This window comes from Salinibaculum sp. SYNS191 (assembly GCF_037338445.1).
Classification (GTDB): domain Archaea; phylum Halobacteriota; class Halobacteria; order Halobacteriales; family Haloarculaceae; genus Salinibaculum; species Salinibaculum marinum.
Window position 1 is genome coordinate 1,314,737 of the sequence record NZ_CP147838.1, and the last position, 18,269, is coordinate 1,333,005.

Below are 18,269 nucleotides of genomic sequence, written 5' to 3' on the forward strand. Positions count from 1 at the left end.
GAGACTCACTCCTCGTCCCAGTCGTAGAACCCCCGGCCACTCTTGACGCCGTAGTCGCCGGCGCGAACCATCTTCTTGACAATCTGTGGGGGCCGGTAGACGTCGGCACCCAGTTCCTCTGCGAGGTACTCGCCGACCTCGACGCGGACGTCCCAGCCGTTGTAGTCGCCGAGTTTGAGCGGTCCCATCGGGTGGTTGTAGCCCAGTTCCATCGCCGTGTCGATGTCCTCGGCGGAGGCGACACCCTCCTGGACCATTCGCGCGGCCTCCATCCCGAGGACCAGACCGAGTCGCGAGGTTGCGAAACCGGGGAAGTCGTCGACGACGATGCTCTCTCGGCCGAGGTCGTCGGCCAGTGCCTCGACGCGGTCGAGCGTCTCGTCGCTGGTGTGGTGGCCGGTGACGAGTTCGACGAGTTTCATCTTCACCGGCGGGTTGAAAAAGTGCGTGCCGATGACGCGCTCGGGGTTGTCGGTGACGCTCGCGATGTCGGTAATCGACAGCGACGAGGTGTTCGACCCGAGGACGACGTCCGGGTCGGCAAGTTCGTCGAGTTCTTCGAAAATCGCCTGTTTGATGTCCATCTCCTCCGGGGCGGCCTCGACGATGAAGGAGGCCTCTTCGGCGACCATCGCCAGGTCGGTCGTCCCCGTCACGAGGTCGAAGACGGCCTCTGCGTCCTCGATTATCTCGCGTTCCTCCGCTTCCGCCAGGTTGTCCTCGATGCTCGCGAGGCCGTCGTCGACGAGTTCCTGCTCGATGTCGCGGACGACGACGTCGAACCCCTGCTGTGCGGCGAGCTGTGCGATGCCACTACCCATGGTACCGGCGCCGACGACGCCGATAGTTCTGGATGCCATACTGTACCGTTCCGAGCACGCGTAATAACGTTTGTTCTCGCAGCCGCGACCGCGGCGTCAGACTTCCCGAACGCGGGAGTCGTTGTCGAGCGCCCAGGCCTCGACGTCGTCGCGGACCACCTTGCCGGTCGCCGACCGGGGGAACTCGTCGGGGTGGACGACGTCGAAGTACTGCGGGAGTTTGTAGTTCGCCAGCCGCTCCTCCAGCGTCTCCATGAGGGCGTCGACGCTGACGGCGTCCTCGTCGTAGGTGCTGACGACGGCGCGTGGCACTTCCCCCCACTTCTCGTCGGCGACACGCACGACGACGGCTTCCTCGATAGCCTCGTGTTCGAGCAGCACCTTCTCGATTTCGGCGGGATAGATGTTCTCGCCGCCGCTTTTGATGAGGTACTTCCGCCGGTTGACGAAGTGGTAGGTCCCCTCCTCCTCGTCGTGGACGAAGATGTCGCCGGTGCGAAACCAGCCGTCCTGGAAGTCCTCGCGGTTCGCCTCCTCGTTTTTGATGTAGCCGCTACACAGCGTCGGGCCGCGCGTGGCGAGTTCGCCGCGCCCTTCCACCTCGTTCCAGTCCTCGTCGATGAGTTTCAGGTCGACGAACGAGGACTCGACTTTCGGCAGGTCGTCGTCGGTCGGTCGAACGCCCTTCGGAATGTCGTTGCCGGCGCTGAGGACGTTCCCGTTCTCCGTCGCGCCGTAGGAGTTCTTGAACGGCATGTCGAACGTCTCGGTGACCGCCTCGACCTTCTTCGGGTCGATGAGGTCGACGAGCGCACCGATGTTGCGTATCTCGCGGAAGTCCGAGGGCGGGTCGATGTCGTGGGTCTCGACGTAGTCCAGCAACCGCTCGACGACGCCGGGAAGCAGGACCAGCCAGCCGATGCCACCTCCCTCCTCACGGAGGATGTCGACGACGCGCTCGGTGTCGAACCCCTCGACGGGATAGAAGGTGCCGCCGAGGGTGAAGATGGCGGGGAGCCAGTCGGCGGACACGATGTGAAAGAGCGGGGGCCACGCGAGCTGGCAGTCTCCCTTTTCGAGGTCGAAGTCGATGATGTAGGTGTACCCGCGCGCGAGCCAGGCGCGGTGGCTGATGACGACGCCCTTCGGGAGCCCGGTCGTCCCGGAGGTGTACAGCACCACGAGCCCCTGTTCGGGGTCGACGTCGTGGTCGGGCGCCGGCTCCGCGGTGGACCCGTCCGCGACCAGCGATTCGTAGTCGAGGTCACCGTCGCCGCCGTCTAGGTTGACGATGGTGGGGTCTGACTCGGCGGACGTCTCTATCCACGCGGCTTTCTCCCGGTACTGCTCGGAGACGACGAGAACTTCGGGCTCCACCAGGTCGACGCAGTGGACGAGTTCGTCCCGTTCCAGCCGCCAGTTCAGCGCGGGGACGAGACAGCCCAGTTTCGCGCCGGCGAACATGACCTCGACGAACTCCCCGCGGTTCTCCGAGAGGATGGCGACGGTCGCCTCGCCAGGTTCGTGGCCCCGCTCGCGGAGCGCGTTCCCGAAGGCGTTGACGCGGTCGTTCAACTCGGTGTAGGTCACCTCGTGGTTCGGCTCGCTGACCGCAGTGCGGTCCCGGTACATCCGCGCCCCCTTCCGGAGGAGGTCGCCGACAGTGAATCGTCGCGACTGGCGGACAAATTCTTCCTGGGCGTCGGTACCCAGGTCGAAGTTAAACTCCATACGTGGCAGGTGCTGGCATGTCGTATTAAGTATTAGGTTCACGATGACCTCGTAGATGGCAGGAACCTCGTTGCCGCTGCTGGGAGTGGCGCTCTCGGCGATGGTCGCACTCGTCGTCTCCGCGCAGGTGCTACTGGTCCGCGTGGGCGCAGAGCACGGCGGCATCAGGCAGGCCGTCCTCCTCAGCATGGGGGTGAATGTCCTGGCCTTTCTCCCCGCGGCGGCCGTCCTGCACTTCCCCGACTACGGCCTGACGCCGACGTCGCTGCTCTCCTTTGTCGCCGCCGGTCTGATGGGAACCTTTCTCGGCCGGGTGCTGTACTACGACTCCATCGACCGCATCGGTGCCGGGCGGACGGAACCGCTGAAGGCGTCGATGCCGCTGTTCGCCTCGCTCATCGCCGTCCTCGTCCTCGGCGAGGCGCTCACCATGGCCCACACCGGCGGCATCCTCCTCATCGTCGTCGGCATCGCGGCCATCTCCTGGGAGACGACGAACACGGGCGCGGAACGCGGGGAAGACGTCTCGGTGACGGCGCTGGGTCTGCCGCTGCTGGCGGCGATGGCGTTCGCGACCGAGCCGAACTTCGTCCGTATCGGGTTCGCTGAGGGGACGCCCATCCTGGTCGGCCTCACGCTGAAGACCGTCGCGGCGGGCGTCGGCTTCGTGGCCTACCTCCGGTACCGGGGCACGCTCCGGTTCGACAGGCTCCTGGGGCAACCTCACACGAAGTGGTATCTCGCCGCCGCCGTGGCGAATACGCTCTCGGTGCTGGGGTACTACGCGGCGCTGAAAGTCTCCCGCGTCGTCGTGGTCGCGCCCATCACCCAGACGAGTCCGCTGCTCGTCGCCGTCCTCGCCTACGTGTTCCTCAGCCACCTGGAACACATCACCTGGCGGCTGGTCTCGGCGTCGCTCCTGGTCGTCGTCGGTGCCGGCATCGTCACCGTGTTCGGGTAGTTACCACGTCTGCACGTCGTCGTCCACGTCCGCGGCGTCTGCGAGTGCGGCCTGAACCGGTTCCGGAGGCGTCACGCCGAGGTCGGTCGCGAGGTCGGCGAGCGGGACCAGGTCGTGCTCGGGGACGGCGACGCCCGCCTCGCGGTTCGCCGCCGCTCGCTCGTGTGCCCCCTGGCCGGGCAGTCGCACGCCGTCCTCGCTCCGGAGGTGGGCGGCGAGGTGGGCGATTCGGTCCTCGATTGCAGCCACCGGGAGGAACGCCGTCGGGTCGACGACGACGAAGGCCGCGCCGTTGGCCAGCCACTCGGGGTCGTTCTCGCCGACGACGGGATTGCGGCCGACCAGTCCACCCAGCAGTTCCGCCACCAGCGACAGCGCGTAGCCCTTGTGGCCCGTGGTGCGGCCGCCGACGGGGAGCAACGCCCCATCGCCCGCCATGAACTGTGCGGGGCTGTCGACTGGGTCGCCCGTCTCTGTCGTCGTCCACTCGTCGTCGAGGGGGTCGCCCGTCCGGTGGTGCTCGCGGATGACGCTGCCCGACACCTGGCTCGTCGCGAAGTCGGCGACGACGTCGAACGCCAGCGCGTCGAACGTCGGCACGCCAAACGCGACCGGATTGGTCGACAGTTTTCGCGCTGTCCCACCGAACGCGGCGGTGTTCTTCGCGCCGCCGGCGGTGTTCGTGAAGGCCAGAAAGACCATCCCCGCTGCCGCCGCGCGCTCGGCGAACTCGCCGACGGGGCCGATGTGGGACGCGTCGCGCAGGCCGACGACGGCGACGCCGTAGTCCTCGGCGACCGCGACGCCCTCGGCGGTGGCCTCCCGCGCCGCGAGCGGGCCGAAGCCGGTCTCGCCGTCGACGCGCACCGTGGCCCCGTCGCCGCGGTCGACGGTCGGCGTCGCCGCCGGGTCGATGGCCCCGTCGTCGACCATCGCCGCGTACAGCGGGAGGATGCCGACGCCGTGCGTGCCGTACCCCCGGAGGTCCGCCCGGACGAGCGAATCTGCCACGGTGCGGGCCGTCTCCGCGGGAGCACCGAGTCCGGCGAGGACGTCGACGGCGAACGAGCGCAGCGTCGACGGGTCGAACCGCATCCTCACTCGCCCCCCGGACCGAGACCCCGGCGCTCACGAGTTGCCGCCTGGCTGTGCTGAGACATTGTCTGTCGCGGCTTCGAGCGCAAGCGTACTAAACGTACTGTCGCAGAGAACGAGACCGAACGCGCCTAGAAAACACGACGGTGGAAAATTGCTATCCGCCGGACTACCCGAAGACCGGCGCTGGCCGGATGTCCTCCGCGATAGTCCCCTGGAAGGAGACGGCGTCACCGACGGAGACGTCGGACTCGATGTGGGCGGTGAGGCGCGTCCCGTCGCTCAACTCGACGATAGCCACGGTGTATGGCCCCTCGAACGCCGGTGGTGGGACGTTGATTCTGGTCTCCGTGTAGATTTCGCCGTCCTCGGGAAGCACGACGGCGGTCGTGTCGCGCGAGCCACAGTGTGAACAGGCAGCGGCGGCCGTCCCCGTCCCGTGGCCGCAGTCGGCACACTCCTGGCCGAGCAGGACGCCGTCGCGCAGCGCCCGCGCGATGTCGTCGTCGGACAGTCGCTCGCCCTGCACGTAGTCGGCGGCGTCGCTCATGCCCGACCCTCCATCACGGTCACGACGGTTGTCGCAGCGCCACCGCCGAGATTGTGCGCGACTGCGCGCTGGGCGTCCGCGACCTGTCGGTCGCCCGCCTCGCCGCGGAGTTGCTCGGTCAGTTCCACGACCTGGGCCGTCCCCGTCGCGCCGATGGGGTGGCCCTTCGCCTTCAGGCCGCCGCTGGGGTTGACCGGGATGTCGCCGTCGAGGCGCGTGCGGCCCTCGGCCACTGCCGGGCCAGCGCCGCCGTCCTCGAACAGTCCGATTGCCTCCGTCGCCATCACTTCCGCGCCCGTGAAGCAGTCGTGGACCTCGGCGAAGTCCATCGCGTCCGCCGTGGTGTCCGCCTGGTCGTAGGCCTCCGCGGCGGCGTCGCGCGCGGACTGCGTGGTCGACGGGTGCGCCTTGTCCGCCATCGGGACGACGTCGGTCGCGTGCCCGATACCGGTGACGTCGACGGGGTCGCCGTCGAACGATTCCGCGGCGTCCTCGGAGACGACGACCACGGCCGACGCGCCGTCGGAGAACGGACAGCAGTCCATCAGGTGGAACGGGTCGGCGACGACGGGGCTGTCCAGCACCTCCTCGACGGAGATGTCCCGTCCGAAGTGCGCCCGCGGGTTCAGACTGCCGTGGTAGTGGTTCTTGACCGCTATCTCGGCGAGTTGCTCCTCGGTCGTGCCGTGTTCGTACATGTGCCGCTTCGTGAGCAGCGCGAACGCCCCGGGGAACGTCAGGCCGGTCGGTTGCTCGACCTGTCGGTGGGCCGCGCTGGCGAAGACGCGCGTCATCGCAGCCGTATCCAGCCCCGTCTCCGGCGTGCACCGCTCGGCACCGCCGACGAGGACGACGTCGTGGACGCCCGACTCGACGGCCTGGACCGCGTGTTTGAACGCGTTCGCGGACGTCGCGCAGGCGTCCTCGAACCGCTGTGCGGGGATGCCGGCCATGCCGACGTGGGACGCGAGTTTCGGTGCGAGGTGGGTCTCGTTCTCGGTCTGTCCGCCCATCGCGTTGCCGAAGTAGAGTGCGTCGACCTCGGTCGTCCCGACACCGGCGTCGTCGAGCGCCGGGAACACCGCCTCCGCGAAGAGTTCGGCGAGCGTCCTGTCGTGGACGCCGAACGTCGTCATTCCTGTACCGATAACGCTTGCTCGTGCCATGCCTACACCCAGTTCGACCCGAGTCATAAATGTGCGTGTCGACCGACGGAGACGAGGCGTCGGCCGTGGTCGACCCAACCGGAGCGGACGGCGGCAGGACTGAGGAATGCTGACCCCGTGGGTAAACATCTCCCGGGTAGATAGGTCCATAGAAAGCGAGTTTGTAACAGGAGCGCTAAATTCCAAAAACTATATTATTACTTTCATTCACAAAGGCAAATATTTATAACTATTTTAGCCATATTTATACATAAAATAGATTCAATGAGTGTGAAACGTCTACGAGTATCAGGGACAGCCGACCCGCTGGTTGCTCGTACATTCGAACCGGGGTCGCCCAAACATATATGATTCAATCCAACATCAGTTCCGGTATGTTAGAGTGTGTCAAATGTCACGTGCAGCTGGACGAGGATACTGTGCTATCGGGAAGCAAAGTGTATCCGAAGATGGCAGGCGGCGAGGACCGGGACGACATTCTCGCCGCCTGCAGCGGCGTCAGATACGGCACTTCCACGACGTACTGTTCCGAGTGTCTCGACACCCCCCGAGAGTGCAACCAGTGTGGCGGGACGGGTGTCGCAGGGGACGACAGCGAGGCGACCGAGGCGTCGGACCCCTGCCCGGAGTGCGACGGGACCGGCACCACGAAACCGAAGGTACTACGCGACGCGTGTCGGTTTTGACCGGCCACCAGGTGGGAGCCGCGCCGCCGTGATGTCGGCAAATACTGCGTTCTGTAAATGGATTCGTGTCACCTAGCACCGTCTGCCAGAATATGCTAATAAATACGTTCGAGCGTTTCGAGCTTCGGCGACGACACACGTCGGGGAGGCCCGCAGATTTACACTCATAGGCGTGTAAGTGACAGGCGAAGCGTAGTCCCTGCCTACCCGTCGAGAAGCAAGGGCCTAGGTCCGAGTAGCACAGTATTACCGACGGACGTCGACCCGCTGGTCGTCTCCCCCGACGGCGTCAGCGCGAGAGACCTGCGGCTGACCGTCGAGCGCGACGACCTGGAACGACGGGAGGGGTCGTGACAGTCTCCCAGAGACGTCGATTCCGGCGCGCTACGACGCCTCGTTGCCAACGATGACGACCTCGCGGTCGCTCTCGTCGACGAGCGTTCGCCCGACGCCCCCGAGGTGTTCCGTGTGTTCGCCGTGCTCGCCGATGACGATGAGGTCGGCCCCTATCTCGTCGGCGTACTCCATGATGAGTTCGGGCGGGATGCCGTGGCGGACGCTGCCCTCGACCCTGATGCCCGTCCCCTCCGCCAGGTGGCCCACCTCCTTGACGCAGTCGTGTCCGTGGTCCTCGGCCTGGATGGTCTCGGCCTCGGCCGCGCTGAAGGCGGGTTCGCTTATGACGCGCTTGTCGACGACACAGAGGACGTGCAACGTCGCATCGCGCTCGTCTGCCAGCTGAATCGCGCGCTCGGCGGCGGCGCGTGCGTCCTCGCTTCCGTCACTCGCCAGTAGGATTTGACCGGCCATACGTACTGTTGGTCCGTCAACAATAAAGCAATACCTCCAGTTCTTAGGTGGCGGGAACTACCGGGTGTCGGTGGGGGGACGGCCGGGGCCGGCAAGCGAGTTCCCCGGCGCTTCCGAGTGGAGCAGCGGGCGACGGGCCGAAGCCACGAGAGAGCCGACGCAGACACGCGAGAGGAGTCACGCCTATCAGACTGGAGCCCCGAGTCGCCGGCGTGATACTCCTCGTCTGCGGCCCGCCCGGAGCCGGGAAAACCACCGTCACGACCCTGCTCCAGAAACGGTTCCGCGAGCGCGGGGTGTCGGCCGGCCTGCTGGACTCGGACGCGTTCAGCCGCAACCCCTACGACCGGATGTTCGACCGCGTCGCGGACTCCGACCGGGACTGGATAGTCGCGGGTACCTTCTACAAGCGACAGTGGCAGGAGCAGTTCCGACGCCTTGACGACGTCCTCACGGTGTATCTGGCGGCAGAACTCGACACGTGCCTCGAACGGAATCGCCAGCGCGAGCACCCTATCGACGAGGCCGCGGTCCACATCGTCTACCGCGAGTTCGAGCCACCGGACGCCGACGTCACCGTCGACGTGGACGACCTGTCGCCGGCGGCAGTCGTCGACCAGGTCGTCGCCGCATTCGCGGACCTGCCAGACGACAGGCGGCCGTCGGCACTCGACGCGCTGGACACGACGGGCTGAGGTCGGGCGCGGGCCTGCGGTGGGGAGGCGAAACGGGGCGGGGGCTCAGTCGGTCCGGACCTCCCCCAGTTCGTCGGCGAGCGTCTCGAAGACCGCCTCCTCGCGGTCGGCGATGTCGCCGACGAGACTCCCGGCCTCTTCGAACCGGGACGGTCCGGGGTCCTCCGCCGCCAGAATCTCGTCCAGCAGGCCCGCGACGGTCCGCCACTCGTCGGCGACGCGCTCCATCCGGTCGGCGAGGGCCTGGCCGAGTCCCGTCGACCGCCCCAGTTCTGCGAGCGCATCGGCGTACAGCGAGCGGAACGCCGCGCCCTCGCCGTGTTCGTCGATACTCCGCCGGGCGGCGCTGACGGGCCGAGCCGGTTCGGGCAGGTCCGGCCAGGCACCGAGATAGTCCGCGAACGACTGCAACGCGGGGACGCCCTCCTCGCCCGGTCCCCGCGCGTCCCGCTTCACCTGGAGCGGGTCGAGCATGTACGTCGCGGCCTGCCGGAGGCCGGCGGCAGCCGCGTCCGTGTCGTCCGCCGTGGCCCGACCGCGAGTCACGACGAGGTACTCGTTTCGCAACGGCAGGTAGCGGTCGTCCGACCAGGCCGCCGCCAGCGTTTCGCGGGAGATTTCCACCGTGCTCTCGGCGGCACCGTCCGAGAGGTGGACGCGCTCGTCGTCGTATCCAATCATGACGGCAGTATGAGGCGGGACGTGGGACGGGTCGTCGGGGACGTAGTCCAGCGGCGCCGGGTCGAGAAACAGAATCACCGGGTCCCCATCGTCGACGCGCGCAGTCGCGTTGTCCCAGGCCGTCTCGAAGTCGTCGCCCTCCCGGAACAGGTGGGGGATGCCGGTCCGTTCGAAGAAGGCCCGCTCCAGCCAGGTCGGGCTGGTCCGGACCCTGACCCACGGTTCGTCGGGGTCCTCGTAGAGGACGAAGGCCGGCCCGCCGCCGATGCCGAAGCAGGCCGCCTCGCTGTAGGTCAATCCGTAGTGTGCGGTGACGTTCCGGAGTGCGGCCGCGCCGCAGTGAACCCCGGGCTGGTGGTCGTAGCGGTCGGCGAGTGCCATACTGGACGTACGCCGGGTGGAAAGTTAATCCCCGAGGCCGCCCCCGGGGTCATCGCTTAAGCCGCTGGCAGCAGTAGACTCCGACATGAAACTCCTCGTAGCGACCGACGGTTCCGACCCTGCCGAGAACGCGCTGGCGTACGCGACCGACATCGGTGACGCGACGGGGGGACAGATAACGGCCGTCTACGCCGTCGACCCCGCGGTCTACGAACGACGGGGGAGCGAACCGGCGTCCGGGCTGGGCGACGCCGACGAGCGGTTCATCATCGAAAGCGTCGAGCAGGCCGAGGAGCGCGGGCTGGAGATTCTGGAGGACGCCGTCGACTTCTGCGCGGACCTCGGCCAGGACATCGAGACGGAACTCCTCTACGGCGACCCGGTGAGCCAGATTGCCGCCTACGCCGAGGAGAACGGCTTCGAGACCATCGTCGTCGGCCACCGCGGCCGCTCGGAACACGAGGAGGCGATGCTCGGCAGCGTGGCCAAGAGTCTCGTCGAACGGGCGACCGTTCCGGTGGCCGTCGTGCGGTGACGGGAAAGGCCGTCTCTGCCGGCGCGCAGGGGACGGCAGACCGGTCTCGGGCCGGCCAGCGCACTTCCCGGCGGGTGCGACAGGGACTAACCGTCGGCGACCCGACTAGTCGGTATGGACCCTGATGGCACCCGGCCCCCACGGTCGCCGCTCGCCACGGTCATCTCCGCCCACGCCTCGCTGCTGGAGACGGCCGGCGACGCCGTCCGGCGCGCCGGGCGGCTCGACGAGCGACTGGGGGACATGGCCGGCGTCGAGGTCGGGCAGACGCCCTCCGAGGTGGTGTACAGGGAGAACAAACTGGAACTGCACCGCTACGAGCCCGTGACCGAGACACAGCACGAGGTCCCGATTCTCGTCGTCTACGCGCTCATCAATCGGCCCTACATCCTCGACCTCCAGCGCGACCGCTCGGTCGTCCGTCGACTCCTCGAAGCCGGCCACGACGTCTATCTCATCGACTGGCAGGAACCGTCGCGGCTCGACCGGAGTCTGGGCGTCCACGACTACGTCGACCGCTACATCGACAACTGCGTCGATTTCGTCCGCGAGGAGAGCGGCCGCGAGAGCATCAACGTCCTCGGGTACTGCATGGGGGGAACGCTGGCCGCAATCTACGCCGCGTTGTATCCCGAGAAGGTGAACGCGCTCGGATTGCTGGCGACCGGCCTGTACTTCGACGACACCGGCGGCGTGCTCGAAGAGTGGGGCGACGCGGACTACTACGACCCCCGGTCGGTGACGGCGGCTTACGGGAACGTCCCCGGCGAGTTTCTCGACGTCGGCTTCGCGCTGATGGACCCCGTCAGCAACTACCTCTCGAAGTACGTCCGCCTGGCCGAGCGACTGGAGAACGAGGACTTCGTCGAGAACTTCGCGCGGATGGAGACCTGGCTCGGCGACAGCGTCGACGTCGCCGGCACGGTCTACGCCGAGTTCCTGGAGGACGTCTACCAGCGCAACGCCCTCTACGAGAACGAACTGACCGTCGATGGCGAGGCGGTCGACGTGCAAAACATCGACATGCCGCTGCTGCAGATAGTCGGCACGTACGACCACCTCGTCCCGCCGGCGGCGTCCACGCCGTTCAACGACGTCGTCGGCAGCGACGACGTGACCACGATCGAGTATCCGACCGGCCACGTCGGACTGGCGATGTCCCGGAGCACCCACAGCGACGTCTGGCCGGAGGTCGCCGAGTGGTTCCTCGACCAGACCCCGCACCCGGGCCTGGCCGACGTCATCGCGGAGGGCGTCGAACGCATCCTCGGCGTGGACATCGAGACCGACGTCACCGTCGGTGACGCCGGCGAGGTCGAAATCGCGATTGCGACCGGCGAGGGGACGCTTGCCCGCGAGGTCGTGCCCCACGACGCCCGGGCAGTCGAACAGTTCCTCGAAGACGTACTCGACGTCGACATCGGGCTGGACCTCGGCGCGGAGGGCATCGCCGTCAGCGTCGGGACGACCGACGGCGTCGAGACGACGGTCGTCGGGAACGTGGGGGAAGCCCTGCGCGCCGAGGTCGAGGAGGCCATCGACGAGGTCGACATCGCCGCGACGTACGACCTCGAAGACGTCTCCGGCATCGGCCCCACCTACGCCGACCGTCTCCGTGACGCCGGTATCGAATCGCCGTCAGCACTGGCGAGGGCGGAGTCGCGGACCGTCGCCGAGGCCGCGCGTGCCAGCGAGCGACTCGCCAGCGGCTGGATTGCCGACGCGCGCGAACTGGTCGGCACCGACGGGACGGCACAGACGGAGTGACGGCCGGAGCCGTCGCACCGGCGGATGGACAGGTGCGGACCCGGCACGAACCCGGGTGCGAGTGGTACCCACCCCGCCACCAACAACTACGAGGCGGGCGAACGTAGACCACGTATGGAGACCGTTCTGGTCGCGACAGACGGGAGCGAGTACGCCGAGACGGCCACCGACGTCGCGCTCGACCGTGCAGCAGCCAGGGGGGCGAAACTCCACGTCATCTGCGTGGTCGACAGCCGACGGGTCGAGGAACCCGCACTGGGGAGCGCAGAACTCACGACGGTGTACGCCGAGGACCACGCACGCGAGTGCGTCTCGGACGTCCGCGAGCGGGCCGCAGACCGCGGCCTGTCCGTCGAATCGACGGTGCGTCGCGGGATTCCCCACGAGGTCATTCTCGACTACGCCGACGAGGTGGACGCCGACGTCATCGTGGTCGGGGCCCACGGCGACCACGGCGAACACTTCTCGGGGGTGGGCCAGGAAGTCCGCGAGAGCTCGGAGCGGGAGGTCGTCGTCGTCTCGGAGTAGCGCGACGGCCGTCGTCGGACCCCCCGGGTCGCAGCGCCTCCGTCGTCCGGCGAACGACCGGCACGCGACGACAGTAGCGTCGGCCCCTGTAGGCACGACCCGCCCCGGAAGCAGCCAGCGTCGCAAGCCAGCGCGTAGCCACATCGCGGACGGGAAGCCACAAGATGAGGCACAGAGACAGCCATTTAGTAGTACAGTTGTCTAAATGTATCTCTAACTTCAAATATAGTCTGCAAATATGAGTGTTTGAAAGTGTTTTCTATTGAAACAATCATGTATGGGTAGTGTTGACAGTGCTTCTGTGGTCGACGATAACACGAGTGACACGCGTAACAGGAGCGGCCGCGGCGACGACGTACGGCTATTCTCGTATTTGATACTGCGACCAGATAATTCAATATCGTCTTCATGTATGTCTGGGACAATGTCCCGGCCAGATACCCCCTCCGACGGCGCCGGCGAGCAGGACGCCATTACCAGGTTCGTCCGGCGGAAGTCCGGTGAGACCCTGCGAAGCGTGGCGTACGTCACCGCCGACGGCTACGAGTTCAGTTACGTTCGCGACGACGTCCGGGAGCAGTACTCCGGGGAGATGGTCGACGCCATCTTCGACGACCTCGCGGACGAGGCACTCGAAGCGAGAAGCGAGGAGAGCCAGTACCAGCTGGGAGCGCTTGGGTGTGTCGTCCGGTGCTTCGCCGAGGGCATCGTACTCAACTTTCCCAGAGAGGAAAAACCGAACCTCGTGCTCTCGATGGACCCGGCGGCCGCTGCGCGATTGCACTCCTTCGTCGGGGACTGCCACCGGCGACTCTCCGACGACCCGTAACGGCGACGGGTTACCGTCGGCTCTCCCGGACCGGCGTCTCGACAGCTGAGCACAGCAGGGCCGATAGTGTCGACAAAACAGGCACATTTAGCGGTATTTTCGTCGAGATAGCGATAGAAACCTGTGTCGCACCGAGTCCGGGACGAGCCTGCCCGACGAGCAGACGGGGGACGGCCGTACCAGCGGGCCGAACCTGGTTGTAGCCCGGGGAATTTTGTGGGATACCCGCGATTGTGGATGCAATGGCGGGGAGAGTCTCGTTTCGGAACGTCCGAACCCTCGATTTCTCCTGGAACGAGGTCACGGGTGCCGTCGGGGACTCTGTCACTGTTCTCCCCATCGTCGTCGCCGTCGGCGTGCTCACGGACCTCTCGCTGACGGTGATGCTCGTCTGGTTCGGCATCTTCCAGGTCGTCTGGGGGCTCTACTACGGGGTTCCGGTCTCCGTCGAGCCGATGAAAGCGGTCAGTGCGCTGGTCATCGCCGGCACCATCACGGCCGGGGAACTCCTCGTCGCCGGCACGGTACTCGGCGTGGTGTTGCTCGCCATCGGCACGACCCGTTCCCTGGAGCGATTCGGCGCGTACGTCGGTTCGCCCGTCGTCCGCGGCATCCAGTTCGGGGTCGCGCTCGTCCTCCTCCAGACCGGCGTCGACCTCGCGAGCCGGAACCTCGTGCTGGCGGGCGTCGCGGGCGTGGTCGCCGTCGGGTTCGTCGCCCGGGGGTACTGGAAGCTGAGTGCCTTCGGCGTCCTCGTGCTCGGCGGCGTCGTTGCGGCGGCCTCCACCGGCGTGCCGTCACCGTCGCTCCCGACCACCGACGCCGTGTTGCTGTACGGGCCGGAGGACCTCACGCTGCCGGCGGTCGAAGCGGCGGTCGGGCAACTGGCGATGACGCTCGGCAACGCCGCGCTGGCGACGTCGCTGCTCCTGTCGGACTACTTCGACCGGGACGTCTCGCCCGACGCGCTGACGACGAGTATGGGCGTGATGAACCTCGCCGCCCTCCCGTTCGGGGCGCTGCCGATGTGCCACGGCAGCGGCGGCGTCGCCGGGAAGTACTCCTTCGGTGCGCGCACGGCCGGTGCGAACGTGATTCTCGGACTGGGCTACATCGCGGCCGCAGTCCTGGCCGTCGGCCTCGTCGCCGCGTATCCAGTCTCCATGCTGGGCGCGATTCTGGTGCTCGTCGGGTTGCAGCTGGGACGGACGGCCCTGGAGCAAAGCGACGAGTACGCGCTGGTGGGCGCAATCGGCGTCTGCGGGCTGCTCGTGAACCTCGGCGTCGCGTTCGTCGGGGGCGTCGTCGTGCACCTCCTCCAGCGCCGAGACGGCAGCGACTGACGCCACCGCGACGGGCTGGCCAGCTGTCACTGTGAGACGGGGTAAGTCCGACTCGAACGGGCAGTGGGAACGAGAGGGAGGACCGTTCAACAGGGGTGGAGCCGCTCGCGCGGGAACGTCACCCAGACCTCCGTCCCCGACGAGAGGTGGCGGTCCACGAACGCGTCGACGGTGACGCCGTCGAACGACAGCGTCACGCGGGTGGTCGCGTCCTCCGGCACGACGCGCTCGACGGTCGCCCGGACGTCGCCGTCGCCGTTCCCGAGCCGTAGCGCGTCGGGACGTATCGAGACGTGGCCGCTCGACGGCACCGACCCGTCGAGGGCCGCTTTCAGCGAGGGTGCCTCCGCCACGTCGAGGACGTTCGCCCCCGTGAAGTCGGCCACCATCGGCGACGCCGGCGTCTCGAAGACTTCCTCCGGGGTGCCTGTCTGGACCGTCTCTCCGTCCCGCATCACCGTCAACCGGTCCGCGATGGCCCGTGCAGTCGTCCGGTTGTGGGTGACGTACACCGCCGTGACGTCGGCCAGCACGTCCGCCAGGTCGTCTCGCAGCGACTGCCGCGTCGGGACGTCGAGCGACGAGAGCGGTTCGTCCAGTAACATCACTTCCGGCTGAATCGCGAGCGCCCTGGCGAGGGCCACGCGCTGTTCCTCGCCCCCGGAGAGCGTCGGCGGGTACCGGTCCGCGAGGTGGCTGACGCCCAGTTCCGCGAGGAGACTGTCGGCGTCCCGCGTCTGCTCGTGGTAGCGCGTGCCGTACTCGACGTTCTCGTGGACGGTCATGTGCGGGAACAGCGCGTAGTCCTGGAAGACGAACCCGAACCCGCGCCGTTCCGGGGGGACGCCGGTGAGGTCGCGGCCGTCGAACGCGACCGTCCCCGTGTGGTCGTGGAACCCGGCAATCGTCTCGAGCAGGAGCGACTTGCCGCTGCCGCTGGGGCCGAGCACCACCAGACTCTCGCCGTCGTCGACGTCGAGCGCCGCGTCGACGGTGAACTCCTCGGCACCCTCGGCCGTGAACGCTGCCTCGACGTCCACTGCCAGACTCATCAGGGCACCCCTCCGATGACGGTGTCGTCGTCGGTCAGGTAGCGGACGACGAGGAAGATGAGCGCCGAGACGGCGAGCAGGAGGAAGGCGACGGCACCGCTCTCGCCGAGACCGCCCTGCAGGTACGTGTTGTAGACGAACACGGGAGCGTGCTGTGCGGTGACTTCGCCACCGGCGAACGGATAGAAGAAGGAGACGCTGTAGGCGACGACTGCCACGGCACCGAACTCCGAGACTGCCCGGGCCCAGGCCAGAACGCCGCCCGTAATCATGCCTCGAACCGCCAGCGGGCCGGTGACGCGTCGGAACGTCTGCCACTCGTTGGCCCCGTGGATGCGCGAGGCGTACTCCAGCCGGTCGTCGATGGCCTCGAACGCCTCCCGCGTCGTGTTCACCGCGTACGGTGCGGAGACGAAGGTCATGGCCAGAACCATCCCGACTATCGACCCGAGCACCGACACCTCCGGGAACGCACCGCCCTGACCGAACCCGAACAGGATGATGATGCCAGCGACGGAGTGCGGGACGACCAGCGGGAGGTCGACGAGGCTCTCGACGAACTGCTGGCCCGGGAACCCCCGGGCGAGCAGGTATGCCAGCGGGACGCCGAACAGGAGGCTCAGCACCGCCGCCAGCAGCGGCCCGTACACGCCGAGGTAGAGCACCCGGTGGACGTCCGGGTCCATCGCCTTCTCGACCACGAGGTCCGGGGCCTGTCGCGCGACGAACAGGAACAGCGGGAGACCCAGCGCGACGACCAGCACGCTGCCGAACGACACCGCGCCGACCGTGAACCCGCCCTCGTCGGTCGTGACGACGGCCCCCGCCGTGCCGAGGACCACGACGCCGACGTAAAACCACGGCAACCTGGCGAACGGAAGGGCGATTCGGACCAGCGCCTCCAGGACCCCCACGACGGGGTCCAGGAACCCGGGGACGAGACTGACGACGACTGACATTGCCTCCAGGAGAACTCCCAGAACCGGCCCCGCGATAGTGCCGAGCACCGCGGTGGCGACGACCGCCGCCACCTGGACCGCGAGGAAGCGACTCCCCGCCCGGAGGAGTGTCTCGTCGCTCTCGTACAGGTACGCCACCCCCATGGCGCTGAGGACAAGGAAGTAGGCGTACAGGGTCGGCTGTCCGACCGAATACGCGGCGGCGAACGCCAGCGTCTGGAGCCCGATAAATCCCGCTACGAGCGACCCCCGCCCGATCGTGGTGCGTCCGAACCGCGTCTGTGACTTCGTGGACATTGTTAGACCGGGTGCACGGCGCTTGATTCGCGATGCAAGCGAGACGCCCTCCTCACAGCTCCAGCGGGCCGAGGGCACTCTTGGAACTGGCGACGTCCAGTACGCGGTCGGGGACGGCGTCCTCCGAACTCGCCGGGACGACTATCGGGTCGACCGGCACCAGCCCCTGGTTCTCCAGGATGGTGCGGCCGGCCTCAGTGGCGAAGTACTCGACCCACTGCGCGCCGCGACCCGGGGCCTCGGCCACGCCCGGGACGGTGAGCCCGTAGGCAATCGGCGCGCCGACGAACGTCCCGCTGTCCGTCTCGACTTCCGCCTTCGCGTAGTGTTCGGCGTAGTCGCTGGTCGCCTTCGACAGGTCGACTTCCGCCTGCAGGTCGATGAAGGGCAGGTCGGCAGTGCTGGAGATGGACTGGTAGTAGAACACGTAGTCCAGTTCGCCGCTTTTCAGCTGCCCCTCCAGGTTCGTCTCCGTGCCCGTCGGAACCGTCGAGTTCTCGCGGAGCTTCCGGTAGGTCGCCTCGTCGTAGAGGCGCTCGCCGTCGAACTCCTCCGCGCCGAGTTGCTGGGTCATCACCGCGCGGTAGCCACCCGGGTCGACTGCCGGGTCGGAGTGTCCGATGGTCACGTCGTCGCGGGTCAGCACCTCCCACCAGTTGTCCTTCGCGATGTCGCCGGCACCCGGCGAGTCCTCGCGGTACTGGATCGACATCGAGTTCGTGGTGAAGATGGCGTACCAGTCGCCGTAGTCCGGCAGGATGCGATTCCGGATGAGGCGGAAGTCGGACACGCCGAGGACGTCCGTCGACCGGCCCTGCTGCGTGATTTTCTGCGTCGATGCCACCGACCCCTTGGCCTCCCGCGTGACGTCGACGTCGTACTGGTCTTCGAACTGCGACTCGGCCTCGCTGAACGGGGGCGCGAGACTCCCCGCGTGGAATATCGTCATCGAGTCGCCGAGGCTGGCCGTCGGCGTCGCTCCGTCGCCGCCAGACCCGCCGTCACTTCCACCGTCGCCGCCGTCGCTACCGCCGTCGCCGCCGTCCCCGCCGCTACAACCGGCCAGGCCAACGACACCTGCGGCACCCACCGCCTTCAGCACGTCACGCCGCGAGCGACCGCGCGTCAGCCCTTGCCAGTGCTCGTACTGCTCTCGTTGTTTCATCGTGAACATAACGATGCAGAAATGCCTCCATCAAAAAACTATGCATTTGACACAACCCGGGCAAGAAAATCCGTGGCGGCCTCGTCCACCGAGCCTGCTGCCTGCACCCAACTGGATTGGGCCGGCCTGCTGGGTCACAGTCCCGCAGCTATCGCCGGGAAGCTTCCAGAAATCGGGCGTCGCGAGGGGTCGCCGCAGTTCAGAAGCTCTGGCCGCT

At 67.3% G+C, this 18,269-nt stretch carries 18 protein-coding genes; 8 read left to right on the forward strand and 10 right to left on the reverse strand.

The features are described from left to right. Positions 1 to 5: 5 nt before the first annotated feature. Positions 6 to 860, reverse strand: a complete 855-nt coding sequence (locus WDJ57_RS07085; RefSeq protein ID WP_338905120.1) for a 3-hydroxyacyl-CoA dehydrogenase family protein — start codon at positions 858 to 860, stop codon at positions 6 to 8. Positions 861 to 917: 57 nt separating this feature from the next. Further along, positions 918 to 2,552: a class I adenylate-forming enzyme family protein gene (locus WDJ57_RS07090; protein WP_338905121.1), complete on the reverse strand. Its 1,635-nt coding sequence runs from the start codon at positions 2,550 to 2,552 to the stop codon at positions 918 to 920. A gap of 55 nt (positions 2,553 to 2,607) precedes the next feature. Here WDJ57_RS07090 and WDJ57_RS07095 point away from each other — a divergent pair, with 55 nt between their 5' ends. Further along, complete coding sequence (locus WDJ57_RS07095) at positions 2,608 to 3,513, forward strand: DMT family transporter (protein WP_338905123.1); 906 nt, start codon at positions 2,608 to 2,610, stop codon at positions 3,511 to 3,513. On the opposite strand, the gene WDJ57_RS07100 is transcribed toward WDJ57_RS07095, so the two are convergent. From WDJ57_RS07100 to WDJ57_RS07110, 3 genes are all read right to left on the reverse strand, one after another. Beyond that, a complete protein-coding gene (locus tag WDJ57_RS07100; protein ID WP_338905125.1) occupies positions 3,514 to 4,608 on the reverse strand; it encodes an Ldh family oxidoreductase in 1,095 nt (364 codons plus the stop codon). Between the two features lie 169 nt (positions 4,609 to 4,777). Further along, positions 4,778 to 5,158 (reverse strand): Zn-ribbon domain-containing OB-fold protein, encoded by a 381-nt coding sequence (locus tag WDJ57_RS07105; RefSeq protein WP_338905126.1) that lies wholly within the window; start codon positions 5,156 to 5,158, stop codon positions 4,778 to 4,780. Further along, a complete protein-coding gene (locus tag WDJ57_RS07110) occupies positions 5,155 to 6,324 on the reverse strand; it encodes a thiolase C-terminal domain-containing protein (protein ID WP_338905128.1) in 1,170 nt (389 codons plus the stop codon). The genes WDJ57_RS07105 and WDJ57_RS07110 overlap by 4 nt, the downstream gene beginning before the upstream one ends. Before the next feature lie 398 nt (positions 6,325 to 6,722). Between WDJ57_RS07110 and WDJ57_RS07115 the strand changes: the two genes are divergently transcribed. Next, positions 6,723 to 7,010 (forward strand): hypothetical protein, encoded by a 288-nt coding sequence (locus WDJ57_RS07115; protein WP_338905129.1) that lies wholly within the window; start codon positions 6,723 to 6,725, stop codon positions 7,008 to 7,010. Between the two features lie 384 nt (positions 7,011 to 7,394). Here the strand turns inward: WDJ57_RS07115 and WDJ57_RS07120 are convergent, their stop codons facing one another. After that, the gene (locus WDJ57_RS07120) at positions 7,395 to 7,820 is read right to left on the reverse strand and encodes a universal stress protein (protein WP_338905131.1); all 426 of its coding nucleotides are present in this window, start codon (positions 7,818 to 7,820) and stop codon (positions 7,395 to 7,397) included. A 212-nt stretch (positions 7,821 to 8,032) separates the two neighbouring features. On the opposite strand from WDJ57_RS07120, the gene WDJ57_RS07125 reads away from it, so the two are divergent. Continuing rightward, positions 8,033 to 8,515, forward strand: coding sequence for a hypothetical protein (locus WDJ57_RS07125; protein ID WP_338905133.1), 483 nt, complete (start codon positions 8,033 to 8,035; stop codon positions 8,513 to 8,515). Between the two features lie 45 nt (positions 8,516 to 8,560). Here the strand turns inward: WDJ57_RS07125 and WDJ57_RS07130 are convergent, their stop codons facing one another. Beyond that, positions 8,561 to 9,577, reverse strand: coding sequence for a BtrH N-terminal domain-containing protein (locus WDJ57_RS07130; protein WP_338905135.1), 1,017 nt, complete (start codon positions 9,575 to 9,577; stop codon positions 8,561 to 8,563). Positions 9,578 to 9,662: 85 nt separating this feature from the next. Here WDJ57_RS07130 and WDJ57_RS07135 point away from each other — a divergent pair, with 85 nt between their 5' ends. The 5 genes from WDJ57_RS07135 to WDJ57_RS07155 all read left to right on the forward strand — a co-directional run bounded on the left by WDJ57_RS07135 (position 9,663) and on the right by WDJ57_RS07155 (position 14,579). After that, positions 9,663 to 10,112 carry a universal stress protein gene (locus WDJ57_RS07135; protein ID WP_338905137.1) on the forward strand — a complete coding sequence of 150 codons (450 nt, stop codon included), beginning with the start codon at positions 9,663 to 9,665 and terminating at the stop codon, positions 10,110 to 10,112. Positions 10,113 to 10,226: 114 nt separating this feature from the next. Further along, positions 10,227 to 11,879 carry a class III poly(R)-hydroxyalkanoic acid synthase subunit PhaC gene (phaC, locus tag WDJ57_RS07140; protein ID WP_338905139.1) on the forward strand — a complete coding sequence of 551 codons (1,653 nt, stop codon included), beginning with the start codon at positions 10,227 to 10,229 and terminating at the stop codon, positions 11,877 to 11,879. 114 nt (positions 11,880 to 11,993) lie between these two features. After that, positions 11,994 to 12,407 (forward strand): universal stress protein, encoded by a 414-nt coding sequence (locus tag WDJ57_RS07145; protein ID WP_338905140.1) that lies wholly within the window; start codon positions 11,994 to 11,996, stop codon positions 12,405 to 12,407. A 424-nt stretch (positions 12,408 to 12,831) separates the two neighbouring features. Then, positions 12,832 to 13,236 carry a DUF7522 family protein gene (locus WDJ57_RS07150; RefSeq protein ID WP_338905142.1) on the forward strand — a complete coding sequence of 135 codons (405 nt, stop codon included), beginning with the start codon at positions 12,832 to 12,834 and terminating at the stop codon, positions 13,234 to 13,236. Between the two features lie 242 nt (positions 13,237 to 13,478). Beyond that, positions 13,479 to 14,579, forward strand: a complete 1,101-nt coding sequence (locus WDJ57_RS07155; RefSeq protein ID WP_338905143.1) for a putative sulfate/molybdate transporter — start codon at positions 13,479 to 13,481, stop codon at positions 14,577 to 14,579. A gap of 86 nt (positions 14,580 to 14,665) precedes the next feature. Here WDJ57_RS07155 and WDJ57_RS07160 read toward each other — a convergent pair whose 3' ends face one another. Genes WDJ57_RS07160 through WDJ57_RS07170 form a run of 3 tightly spaced genes read right to left on the reverse strand, consistent with a single transcriptional unit; the run spans position 14,666 to position 18,052 of the window. Further along, positions 14,666 to 15,631 carry an ABC transporter ATP-binding protein gene (locus WDJ57_RS07160; RefSeq protein ID WP_338905145.1) on the reverse strand — a complete coding sequence of 322 codons (966 nt, stop codon included), beginning with the start codon at positions 15,629 to 15,631 and terminating at the stop codon, positions 14,666 to 14,668. Next, positions 15,631 to 16,887, reverse strand: coding sequence for an ABC transporter permease (locus WDJ57_RS07165; RefSeq protein WP_338905147.1), 1,257 nt, complete (start codon positions 16,885 to 16,887; stop codon positions 15,631 to 15,633). The genes WDJ57_RS07160 and WDJ57_RS07165 overlap by 1 nt, the downstream gene beginning before the upstream one ends. 52 nt (positions 16,888 to 16,939) lie before the next feature. Next, positions 16,940 to 18,052 carry an extracellular solute-binding protein gene (locus WDJ57_RS07170; protein ID WP_338905149.1) on the reverse strand — a complete coding sequence of 371 codons (1,113 nt, stop codon included), beginning with the start codon at positions 18,050 to 18,052 and terminating at the stop codon, positions 16,940 to 16,942. Positions 18,053 to 18,269 lie beyond the last annotated feature (217 nt).

What these genes read in the sequence shown, in the direction of transcription:
- WDJ57_RS07085 (WP_338905120.1), bottom strand. Translation starts at nt 860, where the DNA reads ATGGCATCCAGAACTATCGGCGTCGTCGGCGCCGGTACCATGGGTAGT.
- WDJ57_RS07090 (WP_338905121.1), bottom strand. Translation starts at nt 2,552, where the DNA reads ATGGAGTTTAACTTCGACCTGGGTACCGACGCCCAGGAAGAATTTGTC.
- WDJ57_RS07095 (WP_338905123.1), top strand. Translation starts at nt 2,608, where the DNA reads ATGGCAGGAACCTCGTTGCCGCTGCTGGGAGTGGCGCTCTCGGCGATG.
- WDJ57_RS07100 (WP_338905125.1), bottom strand. Translation starts at nt 4,608, where the DNA reads ATGCGGTTCGACCCGTCGACGCTGCGCTCGTTCGCCGTCGACGTCCTC.
- WDJ57_RS07105 (WP_338905126.1), bottom strand. Translation starts at nt 5,158, where the DNA reads ATGAGCGACGCCGCCGACTACGTGCAGGGCGAGCGACTGTCCGACGAC.
- WDJ57_RS07110 (WP_338905128.1), bottom strand. Translation starts at nt 6,324, where the DNA reads ATGGCACGAGCAAGCGTTATCGGTACAGGAATGACGACGTTCGGCGTC.
- WDJ57_RS07120 (WP_338905131.1), bottom strand. Translation starts at nt 7,820, where the DNA reads ATGGCCGGTCAAATCCTACTGGCGAGTGACGGAAGCGAGGACGCACGC.
- WDJ57_RS07130 (WP_338905135.1), bottom strand. Translation starts at nt 9,577, where the DNA reads ATGGCACTCGCCGACCGCTACGACCACCAGCCCGGGGTTCACTGCGGC.
- WDJ57_RS07135 (WP_338905137.1), top strand. Translation starts at nt 9,663, where the DNA reads ATGAAACTCCTCGTAGCGACCGACGGTTCCGACCCTGCCGAGAACGCG.
- phaC (WP_338905139.1), top strand. Translation starts at nt 10,227, where the DNA reads ATGGACCCTGATGGCACCCGGCCCCCACGGTCGCCGCTCGCCACGGTC.
- WDJ57_RS07145 (WP_338905140.1), top strand. Translation starts at nt 11,994, where the DNA reads ATGGAGACCGTTCTGGTCGCGACAGACGGGAGCGAGTACGCCGAGACG.
- WDJ57_RS07150 (WP_338905142.1), top strand. Translation starts at nt 12,832, where the DNA reads ATGTCCCGGCCAGATACCCCCTCCGACGGCGCCGGCGAGCAGGACGCC.
- WDJ57_RS07155 (WP_338905143.1), top strand. Translation starts at nt 13,479, where the DNA reads ATGGCGGGGAGAGTCTCGTTTCGGAACGTCCGAACCCTCGATTTCTCC.
- WDJ57_RS07160 (WP_338905145.1), bottom strand. Translation starts at nt 15,631, where the DNA reads ATGAGTCTGGCAGTGGACGTCGAGGCAGCGTTCACGGCCGAGGGTGCC.
- WDJ57_RS07165 (WP_338905147.1), bottom strand. Translation starts at nt 16,887, where the DNA reads ATGTCCACGAAGTCACAGACGCGGTTCGGACGCACCACGATCGGGCGG.
- WDJ57_RS07170 (WP_338905149.1), bottom strand. Translation starts at nt 18,052, where the DNA reads ATGAAACAACGAGAGCAGTACGAGCACTGGCAAGGGCTGACGCGCGGT.